The 19278-nt window shown below is 59.7% G+C and carries 20 protein-coding genes; 12 read left to right on the top strand and 8 right to left on the bottom strand.

The genetic code is table 11. From position 1 onward, the window contains the following. Window positions 1-13: 13 nt before the first annotated feature. The 3 genes from WAW39_RS08025 to rph all read right to left on the bottom strand — a co-directional run bounded on the left by WAW39_RS08025 (window position 14) and on the right by rph (window position 2950). On the bottom strand, window positions 14-1021 hold the full coding sequence (locus WAW39_RS08025; protein ID WP_422317572.1) for an AAA family ATPase: 1008 nt from the start codon (window positions 1019-1021) through the stop codon (window positions 14-16). A 103-nt stretch (window positions 1022-1124) separates the two neighbouring features. Further along, complete coding sequence (locus WAW39_RS08020) at window positions 1125-2060, bottom strand: histone deacetylase (RefSeq protein ID WP_422317571.1); 936 nt, start codon at window positions 2058-2060, stop codon at window positions 1125-1127. A gap of 104 nt (window positions 2061-2164) precedes the next feature. After that, a complete protein-coding gene (gene rph / locus WAW39_RS08015) occupies window positions 2165-2950 on the bottom strand; it encodes a ribonuclease PH (RefSeq protein ID WP_422317569.1) in 786 nt (261 codons plus the stop codon). Between the two features lie 152 nt (window positions 2951-3102). On the opposite strand from rph, the gene WAW39_RS08010 reads away from it, so the two are divergent. Then, a complete protein-coding gene (locus WAW39_RS08010) occupies window positions 3103-3783 on the top strand; it encodes a hypothetical protein (RefSeq protein ID WP_397381823.1) in 681 nt (226 codons plus the stop codon). Between the two features lie 19 nt (window positions 3784-3802). Here the strand turns inward: WAW39_RS08010 and WAW39_RS08005 are convergent, their stop codons facing one another. Together WAW39_RS08005 and WAW39_RS08000 are read right to left on the bottom strand one after the other, a co-directional pair. Beyond that, window positions 3803-4735, bottom strand: a complete 933-nt coding sequence (locus WAW39_RS08005; RefSeq protein WP_422317567.1) for a potassium channel protein - like protein — start codon at window positions 4733-4735, stop codon at window positions 3803-3805. A gap of 54 nt (window positions 4736-4789) precedes the next feature. After that, window positions 4790-5461, bottom strand: coding sequence for a response regulator transcription factor (locus tag WAW39_RS08000; protein WP_397381825.1), 672 nt, complete (start codon window positions 5459-5461; stop codon window positions 4790-4792). A gap of 191 nt (window positions 5462-5652) precedes the next feature. Between WAW39_RS08000 and WAW39_RS07995 the strand changes: the two genes are divergently transcribed. Continuing rightward, the gene (locus WAW39_RS07995; RefSeq protein ID WP_422317565.1) at window positions 5653-6648 is read left to right on the top strand and encodes a serine hydrolase domain-containing protein; all 996 of its coding nucleotides are present in this window, start codon (window positions 5653-5655) and stop codon (window positions 6646-6648) included. A 5-nt stretch (window positions 6649-6653) separates the two neighbouring features. Here WAW39_RS07995 and WAW39_RS07990 read toward each other — a convergent pair whose 3' ends face one another. Both WAW39_RS07990 and WAW39_RS07985 read right to left on the bottom strand, forming a co-directional pair. Beyond that, entirely contained in the window at window positions 6654-7829 is a 1176-nt protein-coding gene (locus tag WAW39_RS07990) for a hypothetical protein (RefSeq protein ID WP_422317563.1), read from the bottom strand. Continuing rightward, window positions 7826-9133: an APC family permease gene (locus tag WAW39_RS07985; RefSeq protein ID WP_422317561.1), complete on the bottom strand. Its 1308-nt coding sequence runs from the start codon at window positions 9131-9133 to the stop codon at window positions 7826-7828. The genes WAW39_RS07990 and WAW39_RS07985 overlap by 4 nt, the downstream gene beginning before the upstream one ends. 454 nt (window positions 9134-9587) lie before the next feature. Between WAW39_RS07985 and WAW39_RS07980 the strand changes: the two genes are divergently transcribed. From WAW39_RS07980 to WAW39_RS07935, 10 genes are all read left to right on the top strand, one after another. Beyond that, on the top strand, window positions 9588-9842 hold the full coding sequence (locus WAW39_RS07980) for a hypothetical protein (RefSeq protein WP_422317559.1): 255 nt from the start codon (window positions 9588-9590) through the stop codon (window positions 9840-9842). A gap of 131 nt (window positions 9843-9973) precedes the next feature. Next, entirely contained in the window at window positions 9974-10252 is a 279-nt protein-coding gene (locus WAW39_RS07975) for a GreA/GreB family elongation factor (RefSeq protein ID WP_422317557.1), read from the top strand. Window positions 10253-10303: 51 nt separating this feature from the next. Further along, window positions 10304-10729: a hypothetical protein gene (locus tag WAW39_RS07970; protein WP_422317555.1), complete on the top strand. Its 426-nt coding sequence runs from the start codon at window positions 10304-10306 to the stop codon at window positions 10727-10729. 89 nt (window positions 10730-10818) lie between these two features. Then, entirely contained in the window at window positions 10819-11175 is a 357-nt protein-coding gene (locus WAW39_RS07965) for a PqqD family protein (RefSeq protein WP_422317553.1), read from the top strand. Window positions 11176-11203: 28 nt separating this feature from the next. Beyond that, window positions 11204-12307, top strand: coding sequence for a biotin carboxylase (locus tag WAW39_RS07960; protein WP_422317551.1), 1104 nt, complete (start codon window positions 11204-11206; stop codon window positions 12305-12307). A 25-nt stretch (window positions 12308-12332) separates the two neighbouring features. Further along, complete coding sequence (locus WAW39_RS07955) at window positions 12333-13772, top strand: diaminopimelate decarboxylase (RefSeq protein WP_422317549.1); 1440 nt, start codon at window positions 12333-12335, stop codon at window positions 13770-13772. Continuing rightward, a complete protein-coding gene (locus tag WAW39_RS07950) occupies window positions 13769-16048 on the top strand; it encodes an urea transporter (RefSeq protein ID WP_422317547.1) in 2280 nt (759 codons plus the stop codon). Before WAW39_RS07955 ends, WAW39_RS07950 begins: the two co-directional genes overlap by 4 nt. Window positions 16049-16066: 18 nt before the next feature. Further along, entirely contained in the window at window positions 16067-16717 is a 651-nt protein-coding gene (locus WAW39_RS07945; RefSeq protein WP_422317545.1) for a tetratricopeptide repeat protein, read from the top strand. A gap of 15 nt (window positions 16718-16732) precedes the next feature. Then, a complete protein-coding gene (locus WAW39_RS07940) occupies window positions 16733-16903 on the top strand; it encodes a hypothetical protein (protein ID WP_422317543.1) in 171 nt (56 codons plus the stop codon). Beyond that, the gene (locus WAW39_RS07935; protein WP_422317541.1) at window positions 16900-18411 is read left to right on the top strand and encodes an urea transporter; all 1512 of its coding nucleotides are present in this window, start codon (window positions 16900-16902) and stop codon (window positions 18409-18411) included. The genes WAW39_RS07940 and WAW39_RS07935 overlap by 4 nt, the downstream gene beginning before the upstream one ends. Here WAW39_RS07935 and WAW39_RS07930 read toward each other — a convergent pair. Continuing rightward, window positions 18364-19230: a hypothetical protein gene (locus tag WAW39_RS07930; protein ID WP_422317539.1), complete on the bottom strand. Its 867-nt coding sequence runs from the start codon at window positions 19228-19230 to the stop codon at window positions 18364-18366. The two genes, WAW39_RS07935 and WAW39_RS07930, sit on opposite strands and share 48 nt — an antisense overlap. Window positions 19231-19278 lie beyond the last annotated feature (48 nt).

The following is a 19278-nucleotide window of genomic DNA, read 5'->3' as shown; positions in this document are numbered from 1 at the left end:
TCTGAAAAGAACATCACCCAGCCTTCGCCAACTCCTCCACCAACCTCTTCGCCACATCCCGGCTGCTAATTCCATCGCTCTCCGCCGTGAACGTCGTCATCACGCGGTGCCTCAGCACCGGCTCAGCCACTTCCATGATGTCCTCCATCCGCACCATGTAGCTGCCGTAGAGGGCGGCTCGCCCCTTGGCACCGAGGATCAAATACTGCACGGCACGCGGACCGGCACCCCAGCTGACCAGAGGCTTCAGCCATGCGGGAGCCTCGGTGCTGGCAGGACGGGTCTTGCGGACGAGATCGACAGCAAACTCATAGATATGATCCGGCACCGGCACGCGGCGGACGAGTTCCTGGAAGGCGATGACCTTCGGGCCATGGAGAATGTGTTCGAGCTTGGGCAGGCTGGCCCCGGTGGTGGTTCGCGCGATGGCGATTTCTTCCGCGCGAGTCGGGTAATCGACGCCGATCATGAACATGAAGCGGTCGAGCTGGGCTTCGGGCAGGGGATAGGTGCCTTCCTGTTCGATGGGATTCTGCGTGGCGAGGACGAAGAAAGGGCTGTCGAGCGTGTAGGTGCGACCTGCGACGGTGACTTTGTGCTCCTGCATGGCCTCCAGCATGGCGGCCTGGGTTTTGGCAGGGGCACGGTTAATTTCATCAGCGAGGACGATGTTGGCAAACACCGGGCCTTTGGCGAATTCGAAGGCGCGTTTGCCGCCGGGAAGTTCTTGCAGGATGTCCGTGCCGGTGATGTCCATCGGCATCAAATCGGGCGTGAACTGGATGCGGCTGAAACTGAGTGACATCGTTTCGGCGAGCCTTGAGATGAGCAGCGTCTTGGCCAGGCCGGGCACGCCCATGAGCAGCGCATGACCGCGCGCAAAGAGACAGATGGCGAGCTGCTCGACGACCTTCTCCTGACCGACGATGATCTTCTTCAGCTCGTCGCAGAGCTGGACGTAAACTTTTCGAAGCTCATCAATGGCGGCGACGTCGTCTTGCGGAAGCGGAGAGTTGGACATGGTGATTTTTTAGGAATGCTGCTACATGCCACCAGAAAACGGGCGTTCTGACAAGGGCGGCTTGTGTAAATAAACTGTCAACGCCACAGAAACTTGGGTTTGTTTACCCAAGGAGCGTCTGCACATGATGGGTGACGGCGCTGGCGAGCCCCTGAATGTTGTAGCCGCCTTCCAAGATGGAGACGAGGCGGCTTTGGCAGTGGGTGTGGGCGGATTCGAGCAGGAGCTTGGTCAGAGCGACGAAATCATCATCTGTAAGGCGGAACTGGCCAAGGGGATCGTCGATGCGAGAGTCAAAGCCGGCGGAGATGAGAATCAGGTCCGGTTTGAACGCATCAATGGCCGGCAGAAGGAGGTTAGTGAAAGCACCGCCGATAGCGCTCATGCCGGTGCGGGCGGGGAAGGGGAGATTCAGCGTGGTTCCCTTCCCTTTGCCGCTGCCGGTTTCATGGGCGTGTCCGGTGAAAGGATAGAGCGGGCTCTGGTGCGTGCTGCAAAACAACACGCTGCCGTCCTCATAGAAGATGTCCTGGGTACCGTTGCCATGATGCACATCCCAATCGACGATGGCGACTTTTTGCGCGCCATGTTTCTGCTGCGCATGACGTGCGGCGATGGCGATGTTGTTGAACAGGCAGAAGCCCATGCCCTGGGCAGGGCGTGCGTGGTGTCCGGGCGGTCGCACAGCGCAGAAGGCGTTTTTCGCCTTTCCAGCGAACACGGCATCGACGGCATTCAAGACGCCGCCGGCAGCCTGAACCGCCACGTCATAAGATCTGGCGCAGATGGCGGTGTCGCCGGTACTGAGATCATCAAGGCCGGATTCAACATCCTTTTTGGCCGTGGCGATGTAACCTCGATCATGGCAGAGGGCGAGTTCATCCAGCGTCGCCACTCGGGGCGCAATCGCCTGGGTTTTGCCAACGATACCTGAATCTGTCAGTGCCTGCGTGATCGCCGCAAGGCGTTTAACGCTCTCAGGATGCCCCGGACCTGGGTCATGCTGCTGGTAGATGGGATCGAGGAGCAGGGCAGTCATGCAGAGTTTACGGTGGTCGACTGTACTATACGATTGCTGACGGTGGTTTTGGCCAAACCATCGTCAACTACGGTCAACAACTGTAAACGACCGTCAACTCTTCCTCAGCGTTTGCCGAAGAATTCGGCCAGCTTTTGCAGGTCCTTGCCTTCAGCCGGTTTCATGGCGCTGGCGATGGCGGCGTCCTGAATGGTGATTAGCTCCTTGATGCCTTTGCGGCCGTATTCCAGCATGGAATGCAGTTGAGCCTCGGTGAAGGTGGCTTCTTCGCCGCTGCCCTGGATTTCGACGAACTCGCCTTCTTCAGTAAGGACGATGTTGCTGTCCACATCGGCGGCGGCGTCTTCCTTGTAGCAGAGGTCGAGGAGGGTTTCCCCATTGACGATGCCCACGCTGACGGCGGCGATCTTCTTCTTGAGCGGCTGGCGGGTGATCTTGCCTTTTTCGAGCAGGCGGTTGAAGGCGACGGCGACGGCGATGCAAGCACCGGTGATGGCGGCGGTGCGGGTGCCGCCATCGGCCTGCAGCACATCGCAATCCACGCAGAGGGTGCGTTGGCCGAGTTTTTCGAGGTCAACGACGGCACGCAGGCTGCGGCCGATGAGGCGCTGGATTTCGGTGCTGCGGCCATCCGGCCTGCCACGTGAACTTTCGCGGTCTTTGCGCTCCAGCGTGGAGTAGGGGAGCATGGAGTACTCGGCGGTGAGCCAGCCGCCTTTGACGTTTTGCACCTTCATCCAGCGCGGCACCTCCTCATTGATGCAGGCGGTGCAGATGACACGGGTGTTGCCAAAGGCGATGAGGACGGAGCCCGCGGCGTGCGGGGCAACGTCGAGGACGTATTCAATTTTGCGGAGTTGGTCGGGAGTGCGGCCGTCGGTTCTGGGCATGACCGTGCTTAGCACGAAGCGAGGGTGCGCCAAAGCCTTTTATAAGGTTGTCATGAAGCATTTGAACAAAGCTGCAAAGCTCCTCGTCCAAAGCTTTAACTTAACTGGCATTCGTTATGCTAAAGATAGCTGACAGTTCACAATTAATCTCCATGACGCGCTTTCCTCGCCCGGGCTGCTGGTTCCGTTTCACCCCAACGGATTGGAATTTCATTCGAGACACCCTGGCGCTGACCGAGCGCGGCAAAGAGGGCTTCAAGGCGATGATGGACGACCCGGACGCGGTGCCGATCATCCTCGACAACGACAAGCTCTTCGATGCGGCGGTCATATCGCGAAAGGCCGCTATGCTCTCGCCGGAGTTGTTTTTCTTCCTCGTGGTGCGGCATTCACTGAAGGAGTTTGGCATCAAGGAAATGGCGGTGGCAGACTACATGGCCGTGGTGTGCGCGGACTTCGGCTGCTCCCCGACGAAGGGGCCGGAAGACATCAATCATAGCATCGACAGCCTTTACAGTGTCGACTATCTGGAGGCGATCGAGAACGCCAGCCGGCATCACAAGTTCTTCCTTCATGTGCAGTGCGCTAACCAGTTTCTGGTGCTGACCTGCTTGTATCCTGACTTCCTGCATCGTCGTGCCGCAAGACGCGGCGCGCCGGATGTGGACTACTACGAGCAGGTGGTGGTGAGCCATCTTGATGCCGCCCGTAAGCACGTGCTGGCGGACGAGTTTGCCATGGAGGAGACCTTCGAGAAGGTGGCACAGTGCTTCCCGCCTGCGCGCCGGGCAATGAACCACACGGTGCGCGAATATTTGAGCTTGGGTCAGTGAGCGTGACTTTAGAGCGAGCCTAGCCTTGGCTGGTTCCTTGGATGCCATCTGCTGGCTGGGTGACCGCTTCTGCCTTCGCGCGTTGTTCCGCGAGCTTGGCGTGCAGTTTTGCCAGTTCTTCTTCTAGATCTGCGATCTTCTTTTCCAAGGATGCGCAGTACTTGGCGGGGTCCCGCTGCTGAAGGCGGTCGAGGAGATTGAAAAGCAGCGCCAGCCGCCAGAGCCGCGTCCAAAGACCGCGCAGGCGGTAGGCCCTGAGCAGCTTGCCAGCGCGCAGCATGCGGGTGAACCGAAAGAGGTTCAGCACGCGCAGGAAGGCGACGAGCGGCAGCAGGATGATGACGAGATTGATCCAGTTTTTGAGGCAGTAGGCCAGCTTGTTGGGAGCCGCAGCGACCATCCACAGGAACTCCATCGTGAAGCCGATCCAGATGACGCAGGTGGTCAGATGCGTCGCCAGCGCCATGCGTGGATGATTGTCCAACGTCTCGCCACCGGTGAGTTCGGCGCCCAGAACTGGCAGCACCAGCAATGTGAGAATGACCATCGGCAGGGCCAGCTTTTGCTCGAGCTGTTCGGAGGTTTCCTCGCCCACCGGCTTCCAGCCGATGCCGGGCAGCCAGAGCCAGCCATGCGGCTTGCTGCTGGCGGTGATCATGCGCAGCGGAGGCAGCAGAGAGGTGAGCAGCAGGCGTCTGAGGCGGGCAGGCCAGGCATCATTCGTGGCAAACAATCCCGCGATGCCTTCGATGATCACCACGGCCCACAACGCCATGATGAGCGGGCGAAAGACGGCATGCGCCATGAACCAGTCACGAAATGCTTCCCCGCTGTCGCCATGCGGCAGCACGAGCCCGATCACGGAGAGAAAAGCGATCGCAACGACGAGCATGAGACCGTGGCGGAAGGTGCCACCTTGGGGTGCCGTGCCGGAAGTGCTCGCAACGATCATGTGGGGCAATTTAGAGCCAGACTGCAGAGATTGGCAATCATGGGATGAAGAGCGTCAACCACCACCGAGCGCATAACCCACGCCACGCACGGTGCGGATGAGCTTTTTGTCGTGATCCTTGTCGATCTTGGCTCGCAGGCGCTGGATGTACACCTCCACGAGATTGGTTTCTGGGTCCATGTTGTAGCCCCACACATGTTCATAGATCTGCATGCGTCCAAATACGCGTCCCGGGCTGCGCATGAGGTGCTCCAGCAGTTCAAATTCGCGCGTGCTCAGCTCGATGTCCGCACCGGCGCGGCTGACTTTGCGCTCAAGGAGGTTGATGCAGAGATCATCCACACGGAGCAGATGACTGGAGTCTCCCGCCTTGCGGCGCACCACGGTGTGCAGGCGTGCGGCCAGTTCCTCCACGAAGAAGGGCTTGGTCATGTAATCATCCGCGCCGAGGTTCAGGCCTTCGATTTTTTCAGGCAGCGTGGAACGCGCTGTGAGCAGGATGACCGGCACGTTGTTGCGCTTTTCCCGCAGGCCGCGCAGGATGCTCAGGCCGTCGCGACCCGGCACCATGATGTCGAGAACCAGCGCGTCGTAGGGCACCGTCGTGGCCATTTCCCAGGCTTCATCACCATCGCTGATGGCGTCCACCTGAATGCCCTGCTCCTCCAGCCCCTTCTTGGCAAAGGAAAGCAGTTTGGCCTGGTCTTCGACGAGGAGAATGCGCATGCGGCGGACGATGCGATGAGATGGATGCTTGTCCACCAGCACCTGTTGAAATGAAGAATGAGTAAGTCCGAAGGTCGAAGGAATAACGAAGTCCGAATGGCCCAAAGATCAAGCTGGACGCTGGCCTGGCATCTGGGTTTATTTTGTCATTCGGGTTTAGTCATCCATCATTTTTCTGTTACTCATCTCCTATGAGGCCTCTGCTGGCATTTCTGCATTTCTTCACATTCTCGCCAGCGGCGGAGACGCTGCCAGTGAAGAGCATTCAGGCGGCGGCGGCCCATTCTGCTGCGCACGGCGGCCATGCCCTGCTGATCAAGCAGAACGGCAAAACTCTGTACGAATCCTACACAAACGGCCACACAAAGTACGAACCGCACCGCATCTACAGCGGCACGAAGGCTTTCTGGGGACTCACCGCCTTTGCAGCGGAGAAGGACGGGCTGTTTTCCATGGACGAGCGCGTGGCCGACACCATCACTGAATGGCAGAAGGACCCGCGCAAGAAAAGCATCACCGTGCGCCAGTTGCTCGATTTCAGCCACGGACTGGAGCCGATGTTTGGACTGCACGAGAACTCATTTAAAGACCGCACCACCGCCGCGCTGAAGGCCGGAGCGGTGGCGGCACCGGGCAAGTCGTTCATCTACGGCCCCGCTGCTTTGCAGGTCTTTCACGAGTTGCTTGCGCGCAAGTTGGAGCGAAAACAGACGCCCACGCGCTATCTGGAGCGCAAGGTGCTCGGCCCGCTCGGCCTCGGCTCGCAGCGCTACTTGCCGGATCAGCATGGAGCACCGCTGCTCGCCGCCGGCTTCATGCAGACCGCGCGCCAGTGGTCGGAGCTGGGCACATGGATGCTCAAGCACGAAGACATCCTCATGAAGCTCCAGGGCAGCAGCGCCAACGCCGCCTTTGCCTTCGGCTTCTGGAACAATCACGCCGCCGAATCCAAGTCCGCCCGCGAGGTCGATGCAGAGGCCATGCTCGACAAAAAATGGCACCAGCAGTCCTGGCGCAACGCCTGCCTCAGTCGCTCGGCTCCCGCCGATCTCATTGCCTGCATCGGCTCCTACGGCCAGCGGCTGTACATCGTGCCATCCATGAAGCTCGTCATCGTGCGCTTGGCGAAGGATTCGAAACCGAACGATGCGCAGATGCTGAAGCTGCTATTTGCTCCGAAAAGTTGAACGCCTCATTGCGCCACGGGCAAAGCTTTCGGTGCCGGGGCTGGAGACGGTGCAGTGAATGCTCCAGGGGCTGCGGCGGGCTTCTCCTCCACCACCGGGATCGCCTTGCGCACCATCATCTTGGACACGCCGTAGATGAGCGTGCTCTGCTTGGGCCGCCATTGGTAGCCGATGCCGAAGGGGATCGCGGGGACCTCGGTGGTGCGATAGTACTCGGCCAGATCGGGCTGATAGTGCTGCTTGAAGAGGGGGATCGGTCCCGGATACCAGCCGTAGGCTTTCACGTCCCAGGATTCACGCGGGAAGTCCTTCCACATGATGCCGGAGTCATCCTGCGTCATGGTATGACAGTGGGTGAGGAGGTAGTCACGGATGGTGTGAAACTCATTGAGGTGCATCAGATATGAGGCGGACTTGGTGAAGCCGTTCATGGTGCCGAGCCCGTCGCAGAAACGCAGGAAGGACGCATCCTGCTTGAGCGCCCAGCTCGCGATGTTCGTGGAGAAGTAGTACAACGTCTGATGTTTGCCCTGCGCACCGAGGAAGGTGATGCGTGCGCCGGAAGTTTTGGTTTGCTTGTCGGTCAGGATTTTACCTTCGGCATCCAGCCAGATGTTTTCCACTTTTTGAATATGGCAGCCACATCGTGCCAGGAAGACGTACAGCACAGGAAGAGTGCCGGTGAGCTTGGTGGCCTGCAGATCCTTCTTCATGTCCGCCGTGATGAAGAAGCTGAAGCTGAGGGAGGCATTGAGCGTGTTGCGCAGATTGCGCAGCGATGCTCCGAGCTCGCCCTCGCTGAGTTTCGTCACATCCGGCGGCAGGCCCACAGGTTCCACGGCCGCGAGCACGTAAGTGGAGGCATTCGGGAAAAATGTGTATGCATGCAGGAAATCGGGACCGCTGAAGACATAAAGCAGCGGTGAGGTGTCACTGACAGCCTCCGGCAGGCCCAGTGGTGCCCAGGCGCGGATCGGTCCCAGCTGCCGCTCCTCCGCATCCGCCCAGGTGGCGTCGAGATCTTTCGCATGGGAATTGAATTCTCCGCGCTGCGCCAGCCCGGCCAGCGATGAGCCTTCCTGCGGCATGCCGGCGAGGAAGCGCGCCTGCTCATTGGGCGATGGCGGTTCCGCGATGGCGGTTTGAGCCAGGACAAGCAGCAGAATGAGTGTGTTCTTCATGGGGTGCGTGGAGTACGCGGTGAGATGAAATAAATGATCCAACCCAGCAAAATTAACGCCATGCCGGCCAGTGTTTCGTCCGGATGTTTCTTCGCCACAAACACCATCATCCACAGGCTGATGCCGAGAAAAAGAATGGGTGTCACCGGATAGCCCCAGCAGCGGTAGGGCCTCGGCAGGTCCGGCTGCCGGATGCGCAGCACGATCAAGCCCACCACCGTGGCAAACGAGCCGAGCTGAATGCTGAACTGCACGCAGGTGAGCACGGTTTCAAAACTGGCGGTGAGCAGCAGCGTCACTACGATCGACAGTTGCACAAACAAACCGGCCACCGGCACGCCGCGCTCGTCGCTCGCCGCGAGGGGGGCGAGGACACGCAAATCCTGGCCCATCGTTTTCATCACTCGCGGCCCCACCCAGGTCATCGCGCTGATGCTGGAAACGAGGCCCAGGCAGATCAGCCCTGACATGATCTTTCCACCGGTCTCTCCAAAGATGTGGACCGCAGCGATGTGGCCTACGTCCAGTTTGCCATCGAGTTCGCTCATCGGGGCCACCTGAAGAAACACCGCGTTAAGCGCAAGGTACAAGCCAGCCACCAGCAGCGTGCCCAGCGCGATTGCCAGCGGCACGTTCTTCTGCGGGTCGCGGATGTCACCGACGATGTAAGTGGCGGCATTCCAGCCGGCATAGGCATACATCACATAGACGAGGCTCACCGCGAAGGGCGTGCTGCCCATCAAATTCAGATCACCAGACACGGGCAGAAAGTGCACCGGCTGGGCTTTGCCGAACCAGAATCCCGCGCCGATGAAGACGAGGATCAGCGTGACCTTCAGCCACGTGGCGGTGTTTTGAAACTTGGCAGCCATGCTGATGCCGCCCACGTGAATCAAGGTCACAACCCAGACCATGACGAGGGACCAGGTCGTCGCGGGTGCGTGGGGAAAAATGCCCGAGAAGTATTTGCCAAAGGCCATGGCCGCCAGCGCGATGGGGGCCGCAAAGCCCACCGTCACCGAAAGCCAGCCTGAAAGAAACCCCACGGCAGGATGAAAAATCTTCGAGAGAAAGTGGTATTCGCCACCAGAGCGTGGCAGTGCCGCTGCCAGCTCTCCATAGCACACAGCGCCGCAAAAGGCGCACACACCACCCACGACCCACAGCATCAGCAGCACAAAGCCCGAGGGCAGGGAACCTACTTGAAAGCCCAGCGAAGTGAAGACTCCGGTGCCGATCATGTTTGCCACCACCACCGCCGTGGCTGTGATCAGCGAAATGCCCTGTGTGCGTGTGGTGCTCATAGGGGGCGATGGCTACGCTCACCACTGGATGACGTCAACATCACCCTTCGGGATGATGCAGGGATTCTGGAAGTCTGCAGTCCACTTAGGGTTGCCTTTTCGAGGTTTGGGACGTATGTTATATTTGTGAAGCCGAACTCACGCCATCCAATCTCTTTCGCCATCCTGGTTGAAAGCAGTGTGATCCATCCGCTTTGCCACCGACTGGCGGCAAGCCGAGCTTAAGCGGGCAGCCCCTGATTTGGGATTGCCCGCGCACCTGGCAGGTACCAGAGCCTGCGCCCATTCATCTCCAGCCCGCGTCTGCCTGACGTGCAGGCTTCACTCTGGTCATCACTCCGGCGCATGCATCACGGTGTTTACCACACACACGGTGCGGTGTGCTGCCTGTCTGCGCGCACATGCGTCAGTCAGGCTTTTTTCCCTGTTCAGACACATCTCAAACACTCTTTTTATGAAACTATTGGAACGACTTATCAACCAGGATGACAAACCCGTGCGCGTTGGCAGCGCTCTTCGCTATGAGCGGCCCACATGGCTGGTCACCTGTGTGTTCAAACGCCAGGAAATCTTCGGCAAGGTTTCCACCGAGGCCAGTTATGAAGTGGCGGCCCGCACCGAGGAGGAGGCACGGGAGTCCGTGCGGTCCTTCATACTCCGGACGCATCCTGAAAGCTGCATCCAGTCCCTTCAGGCCACGCGGCAGTGAAGGTGTGACCCCGCACCTCGAACGCCGCATTCATCGTTGGAAAGGCTCCTGCCACTCTGGGCAGGAGCCGCTTCCGCCTGCCTTCGTCGCAGGCATTTCCCCATCCATGCTTTCCCCCCTTTTTTCTCTTCATGAACACTCTTTCGATACATCACTATGATCACGTCACCCTGCGTCCTCTCAATGAACTGGCGACGCTCCATGAGTTCGACATCACCATTCAGGTGGTGCCCGGATATGAGGCCGATGCTGACAGCGGCCGTATCTCAGAGGACGCACCCCTCGGCAGGGCGGTCTTGCGCCGCACTGCGGGTGAAAAAATCGACATTCAAGTCCAGGGTCGCAACCTCGCGATGCTCATCCTGGCCGTGGAAAAAGCAGGTGATGTCCACTCAGCACAGCGGGCATGACCCACTCAAAGCAGGGCTTGCAGGGCACGAAAAAAGGAATTCATTTTTCCCATGAAAACGACATCCTCAAAATTATTCAGGGGGGTGATGTTGATCACCGCCCTGCTGGTCCCCGCCACCACTTGGTGGGCAAGCGTTCGCTACTACAATGGACGCAAGGAGGCTGAAAGTCTGCAGCAGCTGGCACGGCTTCAGGAAATCCGGGAAAAGTATACCGGCATGGTGAAGGATAACGAACTGCTCAGAGAAGCGATCAAGAACAAGGACACCCGCAGAGCGCTCTTCAAGAGCCTCTCTGAGGGCAGCGCCGAATTTGTACTGGAAACCAAGCAGCGCAGCACTTGGAACTGGCCCACGGATCCGGACCATGTCTGGCAGGACCAGCGCCGAAATGCGCAGGAAATGCTGATCAGGCTCGATGCGACGGATCAGGAGCACTTCAATAAGGTGCCGCTTGACCAATTCCCTGCCCGGTAACGGCAAAAATAAACGCATATTCATCTTGGCCCCTGCCGTGGTGTTAACCGGCCGGGTTTCTATGTGGTGTGATTCAATCATCCACCACCATGAAACTCGCGTCTATTCCCGCTCAGATTCGCCACAACGGCCAGCCGCATGCCATGGAGCCTGCCATGGTCGCGGCTCCCGTTGTGGCCCCGCACGCCGAACTGGCTTCCTTCCATTTTCAAACCGTCACCTGGCAGGCTGACGGTTTTGGTTTTGACGCCACCAGCGGCGAGTTTTTCACCGCCAGCCCGACGGCGCTCATGGTCATGCAGGCCTTGAGCGAGGGCATGGCGCGCCCGCAGATCCTGGAGCGTCTTACCTCACGCTTCGAAGTCGCCCGCAGCACGGCGGAGCGGGATCTGGAATCCTTCCTCGCCGAACTCGTCCACATCGGCCTGACCCCGGAATCGAACTGAGTTCCACCCCACCACGCACCACCCTCCCATGAATGCTTCCCCAGTCATCGCCGTCACCGGGCTTCATCGCGGTGAGAATCCCCAGCCCGGTTCCGCCGTCATTCGCAGCCTGCGCCGCGTTTACCCTGAGCTGCGCATCATTGGTCTTGTTTACGATTCACTCGAGAGCGGTCTCTTCAGCGAAGAGGACGCCCCGGACGCCGCCTTCACCATGTCCTACCCCGGCGCGGGTGAAGAAGCCTTCTGGCAGCGTCTTGATGCGATCCGTGAGATCGAACGCTTCGATGTTTTGATTCCCTGCCTTGATGCTGAGATGGGGCCGCTGGTCGATGCCCCTGAAAAACTTCGCGAGCGCGGCATTCTTGCCTGCCTGCCGTCCGCCGCAAGCTTCAAATGCCGCGACAAATCCAAGCTGGCCGAGCTCTGCGAGCGCACGCACTGCCGCACACCGCAGACCATCGCCGTGAGTGATGTGAACTCACTCCATCAGGCGGCAGTGACCCTCGGCGGCAACGTCTTCGTCAAAGGCCGCTACTATGAGGCCCGGCACGCCATCACGCCTGCCGCACGCGAAGCAGCCTACTGGCACATGTTGGAGCAATGGGGCGCGCCCGTGCTCGTGCAGGAAAATGTGCTGGGAGAAGAATACAACGTCGTGGGTCTGGGCGATGGCCGTGGTCACATCCTCGGCTCCTGCTCCATCCGCAAGATGCTCCGCACCTCCATGGGCAAAGGCTTCGGCGGCATGGTGGTGCGTGATCCGCAGCTCGATGCCGTTGCGCAATCGCTCATCGCCGAACTGCGCTGGAACGGCCCCTTCGAACTTGAGTTCGTGAAATCCGAAGGCCCCCAAGGAGAATACTGCCTCATCGAGATCAATCCGCGCTTCCCCGCCTGGTGTGATTTCCCCTCCACGCTGAACTGCAATCTGCCCGCTGCGGCACTGGAACTCGCTCTGGGCTGGCAGCCGCGCGAGCCGCTGCGCCACGCCAGCCCCGGAAAGTTCTTCATCCGCCATGCCATCGACATGACCGGAGACATTCGCGATCTCGCCGCCCTCACCACGAGCGGCCAGTTCTTCCGTCAGCCGCGCGAAGTCATCCCGCACCCTGCTTCCTCCCGCAGTCATTAATTTCAACCTTCCACCGCATCCTCCCATGCAAACGCTCCAACCATACTCACCGCCGACGATCACTCGTCATCTCAGCGGCCAAAACAGCGCCGCCAATCGCAACCGCCATGCCCATGGCCTCAACAGCAACGTCTGCGAACGCATCGACGGCGTGCCCGTGGCGGATCTCGCCGCACGCTTCGGTTCGCCGCTCTTCGTGTTCTCCGAACGCACGCTACGTGAGAAAATCCAGCGCGCACGTGAAGCCTTTGAAAGCCGCTATCCAAACACACGCTTCGCCTGGAGTTATAAAACAAACTACCTCAACGCCATCTGCCGTGTCTTCCACAGTGAAGGCTCCATCGCGGAAGTGGTGAGCGAGTTCGAATATGAAAAAGCACGCCGCAATGGCGTGGCCGGGCGCGACATCATCTTCAACGGACCGCATAAAACACGCGCCGGTCTCGAGCTCGCCATCAGCGAAGGTGCGATGATTCAGGTCGATAACTGGGATGAACTCCTGCTGCTCGACACCATCGCGAAGGAACAAAATCGCAGCGTCGACATTGCCATCCGCTGCTGGCTGGACGCCGGTATCCAGCCCGTGTGGAGCAAGTTTGGCTTTGGTGTCGAGCACGGCGAGGCCTGGCGTGCGATCCGGCGCATCGCGGAAAGCAAAGGCCGCCTTCGTTTGCAGGGGCTGCACACGCACATCGGCACCTACATACTCGAACCCAACGCCTACAAGGTCGCTGCGGAGAAGCTCATCACTCTCATGGAGCGCTGCCGTGAGAGCTACGGCTGGTCCTTGCGCTATCTGAACCTCGGCGGCGGCTTCCCATCGCTCAGCACGCTGCACTACTCCTATCAGCCTGCCGAGCAGGTGGTCCCGCCCATCGAAAAATACGCCGAAGCCATCGCCAGTGCGTTGAACACCCTGCCACGTGATCGCCGTCCGCGTCTCTACTTGGAAAGTGGTCGCGCCCTTGTCGATGAAGCTGGTTACCTCATCACCAGCATTGTCGCCGTGAAGCAAATCGGCGCCTCAGGCCCGATCACGCTCGCCGGCAAGGCGGCCAAGGCGCCTGCCTACATGCCAGAGTCGAATGGCGCCGCCTATGTCATTGACGCCGGCATCAACATTCTCTACAGCGGCAACTGGTATCGCTTCAATGTGAAGCCCGCCAAGGCTCAGCGAGAGAGCGCCCAGCAGCCCGTCAAACTCTACGGATGCCTGTGCATGAACATCGACGTCATTCGTGAGCAGGTCTCCCTGCCGGCGATGACCACGGGCGATCACCTCGTCATGCATCCCGTGGGCGCCTACAACATCACGCAGAGCATGCAGTTCATCACCTACCGTCCGGCGATCGTCATGATCGGTCTGGATGGCCGCGTCGATGTCATCCGCGAGCGCGAAAACCTCGACTACGTGCAGCGCCTTGAACGCGTGCCGGAACATCTGCTCAACCCATCGCGGCCATGAACTCAGAAGCCCCATCTACCCTCTCCGTGATGGCCATTCTTGAAGCGGCCCCAGGTCATTCGCCTTCTATGTGGAAGCGGAGTCTGCTGAAAGCGGCTGCCTGCGCCAGATCACTGCGCCCTCATCTGCAAACAGTCACGACGCCGCTGCTCGAAGTCGCACGCGCCGCTAGTTCCATCTTCCTTTGCGGCAGTTGGAAAACGGGTGCGTTGCTGTGCGCCACGCTTCTGTTCATGCCGCGTTACTTTGCCTTTGCCGTCAGCGCTTGTTTGCTCGGGAGCTTCATCGCGAAGCTCCTGCATCTGCCTGCGGCCATGCGAAAAGACGGCACGCTTCTCTACAATGTATTCCTGAGCGCTCTCGCTGTTGCATGGATCACTCGCGGTTCCTTCCTCGCTGCACCTGCCATCTGGGGCATGCTGGCGGTCGTCACGGTTTACACGCTGCTGCTGTCCGCGGCATTGTGGCATTGGTTTCCGCTGCGCGCCGGTCTGCCGCCGCTCAGCGTCGCATTTGTCGTCGCCTTCGGCACGCTGCTGACATTTTTTCCGCACTGGGCGGCTGCCACCACCTTGCTCGACATGGGATTGCCAGAGGAGCCTGCTCTGCCGTTCGTAGTCACCGCTTTCCTGCGCAGCATGGGCACGATTTTGTTCCTGCCGAACGTGTGGGCCGGCCTCGCTGTGACACTGGCGATTCTCGTGTGGTCCCGCGTCGCCATGATCAATGCCATCGCAGGTTACGCTGGCGGCGTCCTCATCGTGAAGCTGCTCGAAGCCTGCGGTCTGCACTGGCTCGGCTGGTTTGCCGGGCACAACTACCTGCTCGCCGGCATGGCGCTTGGCGCGATCTATTTTGTGCCTTCCTGGAGCAGCCTGGCTCTCGCCTTTGTCGCGGGTTCCGTCGCAGCATTGCACGTCGCGGCGGTGCAGCACTTTCTGCGTGGCTCGGGCTGGGAATACCTGCCGCTGCCCTACCTTCTCACCATCTGGAGCATGCTCTGCTGCCTGCGCCTGCGTGAGAAACCAGGTTCGCTGCTGCCTGCCACAGGCGTCTTCGACAATCCTGAAGCCGCTGCTGCTTCATTGGCTCTCGCAAACACTCGCTTTCCGCATCGCAGTGAGACCCATGTGCTGCTCCCCACCGCACGCGAAGTCACCGTGACCCAGGGCTTTGACGACAAGCTCAGCCATCGCGGTGACTGGAAACACGCGCTCGATTTTGAAGTGCATGACGCCGCTGACAACGCCTGCCCTCCCGGCTGGGATGACGATTTGAGCCGCTACTACACGCAGGGCCTTGAAGTGAGTGCTCCCGGAACCGGCGAAATCATCCGCGTCATCGACGGCGTGGCCGACAATGCGCCCGGCGGCTGCAACTTCGCCAACAACTGGGGCAACCACCTCATTCTGCGCCTCGATTACGGCGGCATCGTGAAGCTCGCACACTTCATGAAGAACGGCATCGTCGTGAAAACCGGCCAGCGTGTCGGTGCAGGCGACCTCCTGGGCTACTGCGGCAATTCCGGTCGCAGCCCTGTGCCGCACATTCATCTGCACAATCAAGCCACCCACGAGACCGGCGCACCCACCACGCCCTTCTGTCTCACGAACTTTTTCACGCGCACCACCGAGGGCGTCCGCTGGAACTTTGCCAGTGTGCCTCAAGTGGGAGACCGCATTGCCCCGGCGTCAGTCTCCACCACCGTGCTGGGCACGCTGGCCCATCTTGCCCCTGGCGTGGCCACGTATCGCGTTTGCACAGCAGGATCAGTTTCATACGAAACAATCTCCACCACGCTCGATGAATCCGGCCGCTACCTTTTCCGCAGTGGCAAAGAATCACTCACGGCGGTGCTCGGTTTGCACGCCCTGCAGATCACGCAGAGCAGCCTCAGCGGTCAATCGCAGCTCCTGCGCTTCTTTTCGTTCGCCATGCCCACCGTGCCATTCGCTTATCAGAGCGGCATGATCTGGGAGGATAGTGTCGCTTTGCAGTCAAAGCGGCACGGCCGGGCATTGGCGGGCGTTTTCTCGCCTTATGTGGGCTATCCCGCCCAGCGCGTCATCACCCGCCACTCACTGCATCCCACCACGCAGCGCCTTCACCTCGCCACCACCATCGCAAATCCCACGGGTGATCTCCCGCGTGAGATCGAAATCACCCTCGAACCCATTCGCGGTCTCTCCCTCCTCACCGCGCATTTCAAAACTCACGACAGCACCTTCACGCAAACCAGCTTCACGCCCATCCTGCCCAACGGCGATGCCGAATAAAACACTCTCCTCTCAACCATGAAAACACATCTCCTCATCCTCGCCTTCGCCTGCGTCACCGCTGCGAACGCCGCCGACAAGCTCCCCGCCATCGCCGAAGCCTGGCAGAAATCTCTTACCGAGGAATCCAACAATGATTATGCCGCTGCTATCGAGAGTGTCCTTGCTTTCAAAAATGCCGGCGGTGAAACCTACCTAGCGGCGGTGCGCACTGGCTGGCTTTCCTATCTCAACAAGGATTACATCAAGGCCGTCCAGTATTACACCACCGCCTCCAAACAGGAACCACGCGCCCTCACACCGCACCTCGGCATGATGAACGTCTTTCTTGCGCAGACCCAGCCCGAAGATGCCCTCCGCGCAGCACGTGAAGTCCTGAAAATCGACCAGTTCCATCGACCGACGCTGCTCATCGCCGGAGAGATTCTCTTCAATCAGCAGGAGTACCGCAAAGCAGAAGTCTACTTGGAACGAGCTTACAAGCTTCAACCGGAAGACCCCATTGCCATGAGCTGGTTTGGCTGGTCGCAGATCAACCAGGGGCAGGCCCGGCTTGCCGCGCCCCTGTTTGAGAAACTCATGCAGATCAATCCGGAGGGCTACATGGTGCAGGACGGATTTGCCATCACACGTTCGGGACCTCCAGGCCATCCTCCGGGTCAGCGTTGATGATGGAGGGACTTCATGCACACGCCCTCCCAAATCCGCACCCGCAGCCGGCATCTCCACGCCGCGCTTGAAACTGCTTGGAACAGCACGGCCGATTTTCAAATCACCTTCGTCTCCAAGATTGCCGCGCCTTCAGGATCGCATAAAGTGCCGCTCGTGATTTCAGAACTTCCCCTCGCCGCATGACACGCCTGCTCGACCACACCCTGCGTGGTTACGGGCAGATGCTCGTGGCGAACAGCCGCATTACCGGCGTGTGTGTGCTCATCGGTTTGTTGGTCCTTTCGGTCGAAGCCGCGCTGATGAGCCTCGGCGGAGCCCTCCTCATCACTGCACTCGCCCAGTGGCGCGCGCAAGATGACACCGTGCTCAAAACCGGACTCTTCAGCGTGAATGGCGCATTGCTCGGTGCCTTGTGGTATCTTTTTCCGCAGGTGCCGCTTTGGGCGCAGGCGCTCACCACGGCGCTCGGTTGCGCAGCCATGGCTTTTTTCTTTGTGCCCGTGGCCGAACGCATGCACGAGAAAAAGTCGCCCTATGTTCTCTTCAGCCTGCCTTACGTCGCTGCTGCGTGGGCTGCGCTGACCGCGCTGATTTTCTTTGGCGTGCATGATGCCGAACTCACGCGCGGCTGGCGCGCACTCCTCACCAATCGTTTTGAAAAAGCCGAGAAACATTTTCTCAACACCGAAGTCAGCACCGACATGGCGGAGGCCTATCGCTGTGCGGGTCTCGGCTGGAGTTTGTACCGCCGTGGAGACCAAACCGGCGCACAGACCGCGTTCTCACGCGTGCTCTCGCTCAAAATTGGAGTCGCAGATGCCTATGACGGACTTGGCTGGAGCCGCCTCCGTCAGGGCCGCTATGACGATGCCGCGCTGGCGTTTCGCCGTGCGGTTGCATTGGATTCCTTCTTCGCCGACTCATGGGACGGACTTGGCTGGTGCGCCCTGCAAGCTGGCCATCCTGATGAGGCACGGCACCACTTCACCACGGCAGCCTTGTGCGCTCCCTTGTTTGCGGATGCGTACACAGGCTTCGCAGCCACCCTGTCCGGAGGCACAGCTCAGGAGTACGCGCAGTCATGGGGAGGATTTCTTGGCAGTCATCTCAGCCTGACCGCGCAGTTCACCTCCACTCGTTTGCTGCTCTGTTGGGTCTGGTTCTTCATCGGCATTCTCTGGCATTCACGCACCAGCGCTCTCGTGGCTCTGTCAGCAGTCCTCATCTGCATGGCGGGTTCCGCATGGAAGCCGGTCTTTGGAGATCCCGCCTTCGCCATGAATGTCATCGTTCTCGCCCTGGCTCTCGGTGGCCATTACCTGCGGCTGAATGTGAAGACCGTCGTGTGGATGCTTTTGGTCACACTGGCGATGGCCCTCCTGTGGGAACCGCTCTCGGAAGCCCTGCTGCGCCTGGCGCTGCTGCCGCTCTGCCTGCCATTCAATTTGGCCCTTCTCGGCAGCATCGCATTCTTTGGCTGGTTGCAGCGTCGGGGGCTGTGCGATGAGCGCATCCCCATTGACTGGGCTTCCAGCACGCCTGCGCAGATCCGCGTTTTCACTGCGCAAAAAGAGATCGCTGACGGCTGCTGGGACAAGCTCAAAAAGGCAGATCCTGAGCAGCCGCAACCGCTGACCGAACGCTCACTTCAGCTTCCGGCCAAAGTGAACCTCAAAGTAAACCCCGAGTGAATTCGCCAGCGCTCTGGCAAAGCGGCGCTGAGTTTCCGGCGTCTCACGCACATTGGTCCAAGGACACTCCACCTGGATGGCGCTCACCGTGCCGCCACTGCGTGAACCGTGCGCAGCCACGTCATAAACACCGCTGAAGTAGCCCGCCATGAAGGCCGGATTCGCTTTTGAAGGACTGGGCAGGCAGCGAAAGCCATTAAACTCCAGCAAACCGCCCAGGCTCTGCGGCCCACGCAGCAATTCTGCAAAGCTCTGCGGCGAGCGCTTGTCCAGATCACGGATGCTCGTGGAGGCGATCAGCGCCGCATCCGCGTTCAGTTCCGCGTCGGATTGCTTCAGGATGTCTCCTTTCACCAGATAACCCAGTTCGACTCGTTGATCCAGATGGCGGTGTCCGTGAATATCCAGCAGCAGACCCATGCCGCTTTTCTTCATCACACTCTCACAGGCTTTTTGGGCGCTGTCATGAAAGCGGTGCCAGGCGGCGATGGCGGTTGGATCACCCTGCGCGGCTTCTTCGAGCTCGCGGTTCGGATCCATTTTCGTGCGGCTCAAGCGGGAGATGATTGCGTGCGGCTTGCCGCCGTAACGCGTCTCCAGTTCTTGAATGATCATTCCAGCCAGCGGTATGGTGTTGGAATCAATGCCCGTCACACCGTAGCGCCGCGCCAGCACGTTGTCCGGCTTCAAGGTGCCGCCGTGAGGCACGGTGAGAATGATGGGCAGCGTCCCGGAGCGCACCTCGATGTATGTTTCGAGCTCCGTAGTCTGTGCCTGCAATGCGGCGGCGAAAACAAATAGAAAAAACGGGATGCGCATGATCATTCCCAGTGAAAGACAGTTCCCCGCTGCATGCCACGTTTTTTC

This window comes from Prosthecobacter sp. (assembly GCF_049294395.1).
Lineage (GTDB): Bacteria > Verrucomicrobiota > Verrucomicrobiia > Verrucomicrobiales > Verrucomicrobiaceae > Prosthecobacter.
The sequence above is the reverse complement of the archived record's forward strand: the minus strand, read 5'-3'. Positions and strand labels throughout refer to the sequence as shown.

What these genes read in the sequence shown, in the direction of transcription:
- WAW39_RS08025 (WP_422317572.1), bottom strand. Translation starts at nt 1,021, where the DNA reads ATGTCCAACTCTCCGCTTCCGCAAGACGACGTCGCCGCCATTGATGAG.
- WAW39_RS08020 (WP_422317571.1), bottom strand. Translation starts at nt 2,060, where the DNA reads ATGACTGCCCTGCTCCTCGATCCCATCTACCAGCAGCATGACCCAGGT.
- rph (WP_422317569.1), bottom strand. Translation starts at nt 2,950, where the DNA reads ATGCCCAGAACCGACGGCCGCACTCCCGACCAACTCCGCAAAATTGAA.
- WAW39_RS08010 (WP_397381823.1), top strand. Translation starts at nt 3,103, where the DNA reads ATGACGCGCTTTCCTCGCCCGGGCTGCTGGTTCCGTTTCACCCCAACG.
- WAW39_RS08005 (WP_422317567.1), bottom strand. Translation starts at nt 4,735, where the DNA reads ATGATCGTTGCGAGCACTTCCGGCACGGCACCCCAAGGTGGCACCTTC.
- WAW39_RS08000 (WP_397381825.1), bottom strand. Translation starts at nt 5,461, where the DNA reads ATGCGCATTCTCCTCGTCGAAGACCAGGCCAAACTGCTTTCCTTTGCC.
- WAW39_RS07995 (WP_422317565.1), top strand. Translation starts at nt 5,653, where the DNA reads ATGAGGCCTCTGCTGGCATTTCTGCATTTCTTCACATTCTCGCCAGCG.
- WAW39_RS07990 (WP_422317563.1), bottom strand. Translation starts at nt 7,829, where the DNA reads ATGAAGAACACACTCATTCTGCTGCTTGTCCTGGCTCAAACCGCCATC.
- WAW39_RS07985 (WP_422317561.1), bottom strand. Translation starts at nt 9,133, where the DNA reads ATGAGCACCACACGCACACAGGGCATTTCGCTGATCACAGCCACGGCG.
- WAW39_RS07980 (WP_422317559.1), top strand. Translation starts at nt 9,588, where the DNA reads ATGAAACTATTGGAACGACTTATCAACCAGGATGACAAACCCGTGCGC.
- WAW39_RS07975 (WP_422317557.1), top strand. Translation starts at nt 9,974, where the DNA reads ATGAACACTCTTTCGATACATCACTATGATCACGTCACCCTGCGTCCT.
- WAW39_RS07970 (WP_422317555.1), top strand. Translation starts at nt 10,304, where the DNA reads ATGAAAACGACATCCTCAAAATTATTCAGGGGGGTGATGTTGATCACC.
- WAW39_RS07965 (WP_422317553.1), top strand. Translation starts at nt 10,819, where the DNA reads ATGAAACTCGCGTCTATTCCCGCTCAGATTCGCCACAACGGCCAGCCG.
- WAW39_RS07960 (WP_422317551.1), top strand. Translation starts at nt 11,204, where the DNA reads ATGAATGCTTCCCCAGTCATCGCCGTCACCGGGCTTCATCGCGGTGAG.
- WAW39_RS07955 (WP_422317549.1), top strand. Translation starts at nt 12,333, where the DNA reads ATGCAAACGCTCCAACCATACTCACCGCCGACGATCACTCGTCATCTC.
- WAW39_RS07950 (WP_422317547.1), top strand. Translation starts at nt 13,769, where the DNA reads ATGAACTCAGAAGCCCCATCTACCCTCTCCGTGATGGCCATTCTTGAA.
- WAW39_RS07945 (WP_422317545.1), top strand. Translation starts at nt 16,067, where the DNA reads ATGAAAACACATCTCCTCATCCTCGCCTTCGCCTGCGTCACCGCTGCG.
- WAW39_RS07940 (WP_422317543.1), top strand. Translation starts at nt 16,733, where the DNA reads ATGCACACGCCCTCCCAAATCCGCACCCGCAGCCGGCATCTCCACGCC.
- WAW39_RS07935 (WP_422317541.1), top strand. Translation starts at nt 16,900, where the DNA reads ATGACACGCCTGCTCGACCACACCCTGCGTGGTTACGGGCAGATGCTC.
- WAW39_RS07930 (WP_422317539.1), bottom strand. Translation starts at nt 19,230, where the DNA reads ATGCGCATCCCGTTTTTTCTATTTGTTTTCGCCGCCGCATTGCAGGCA.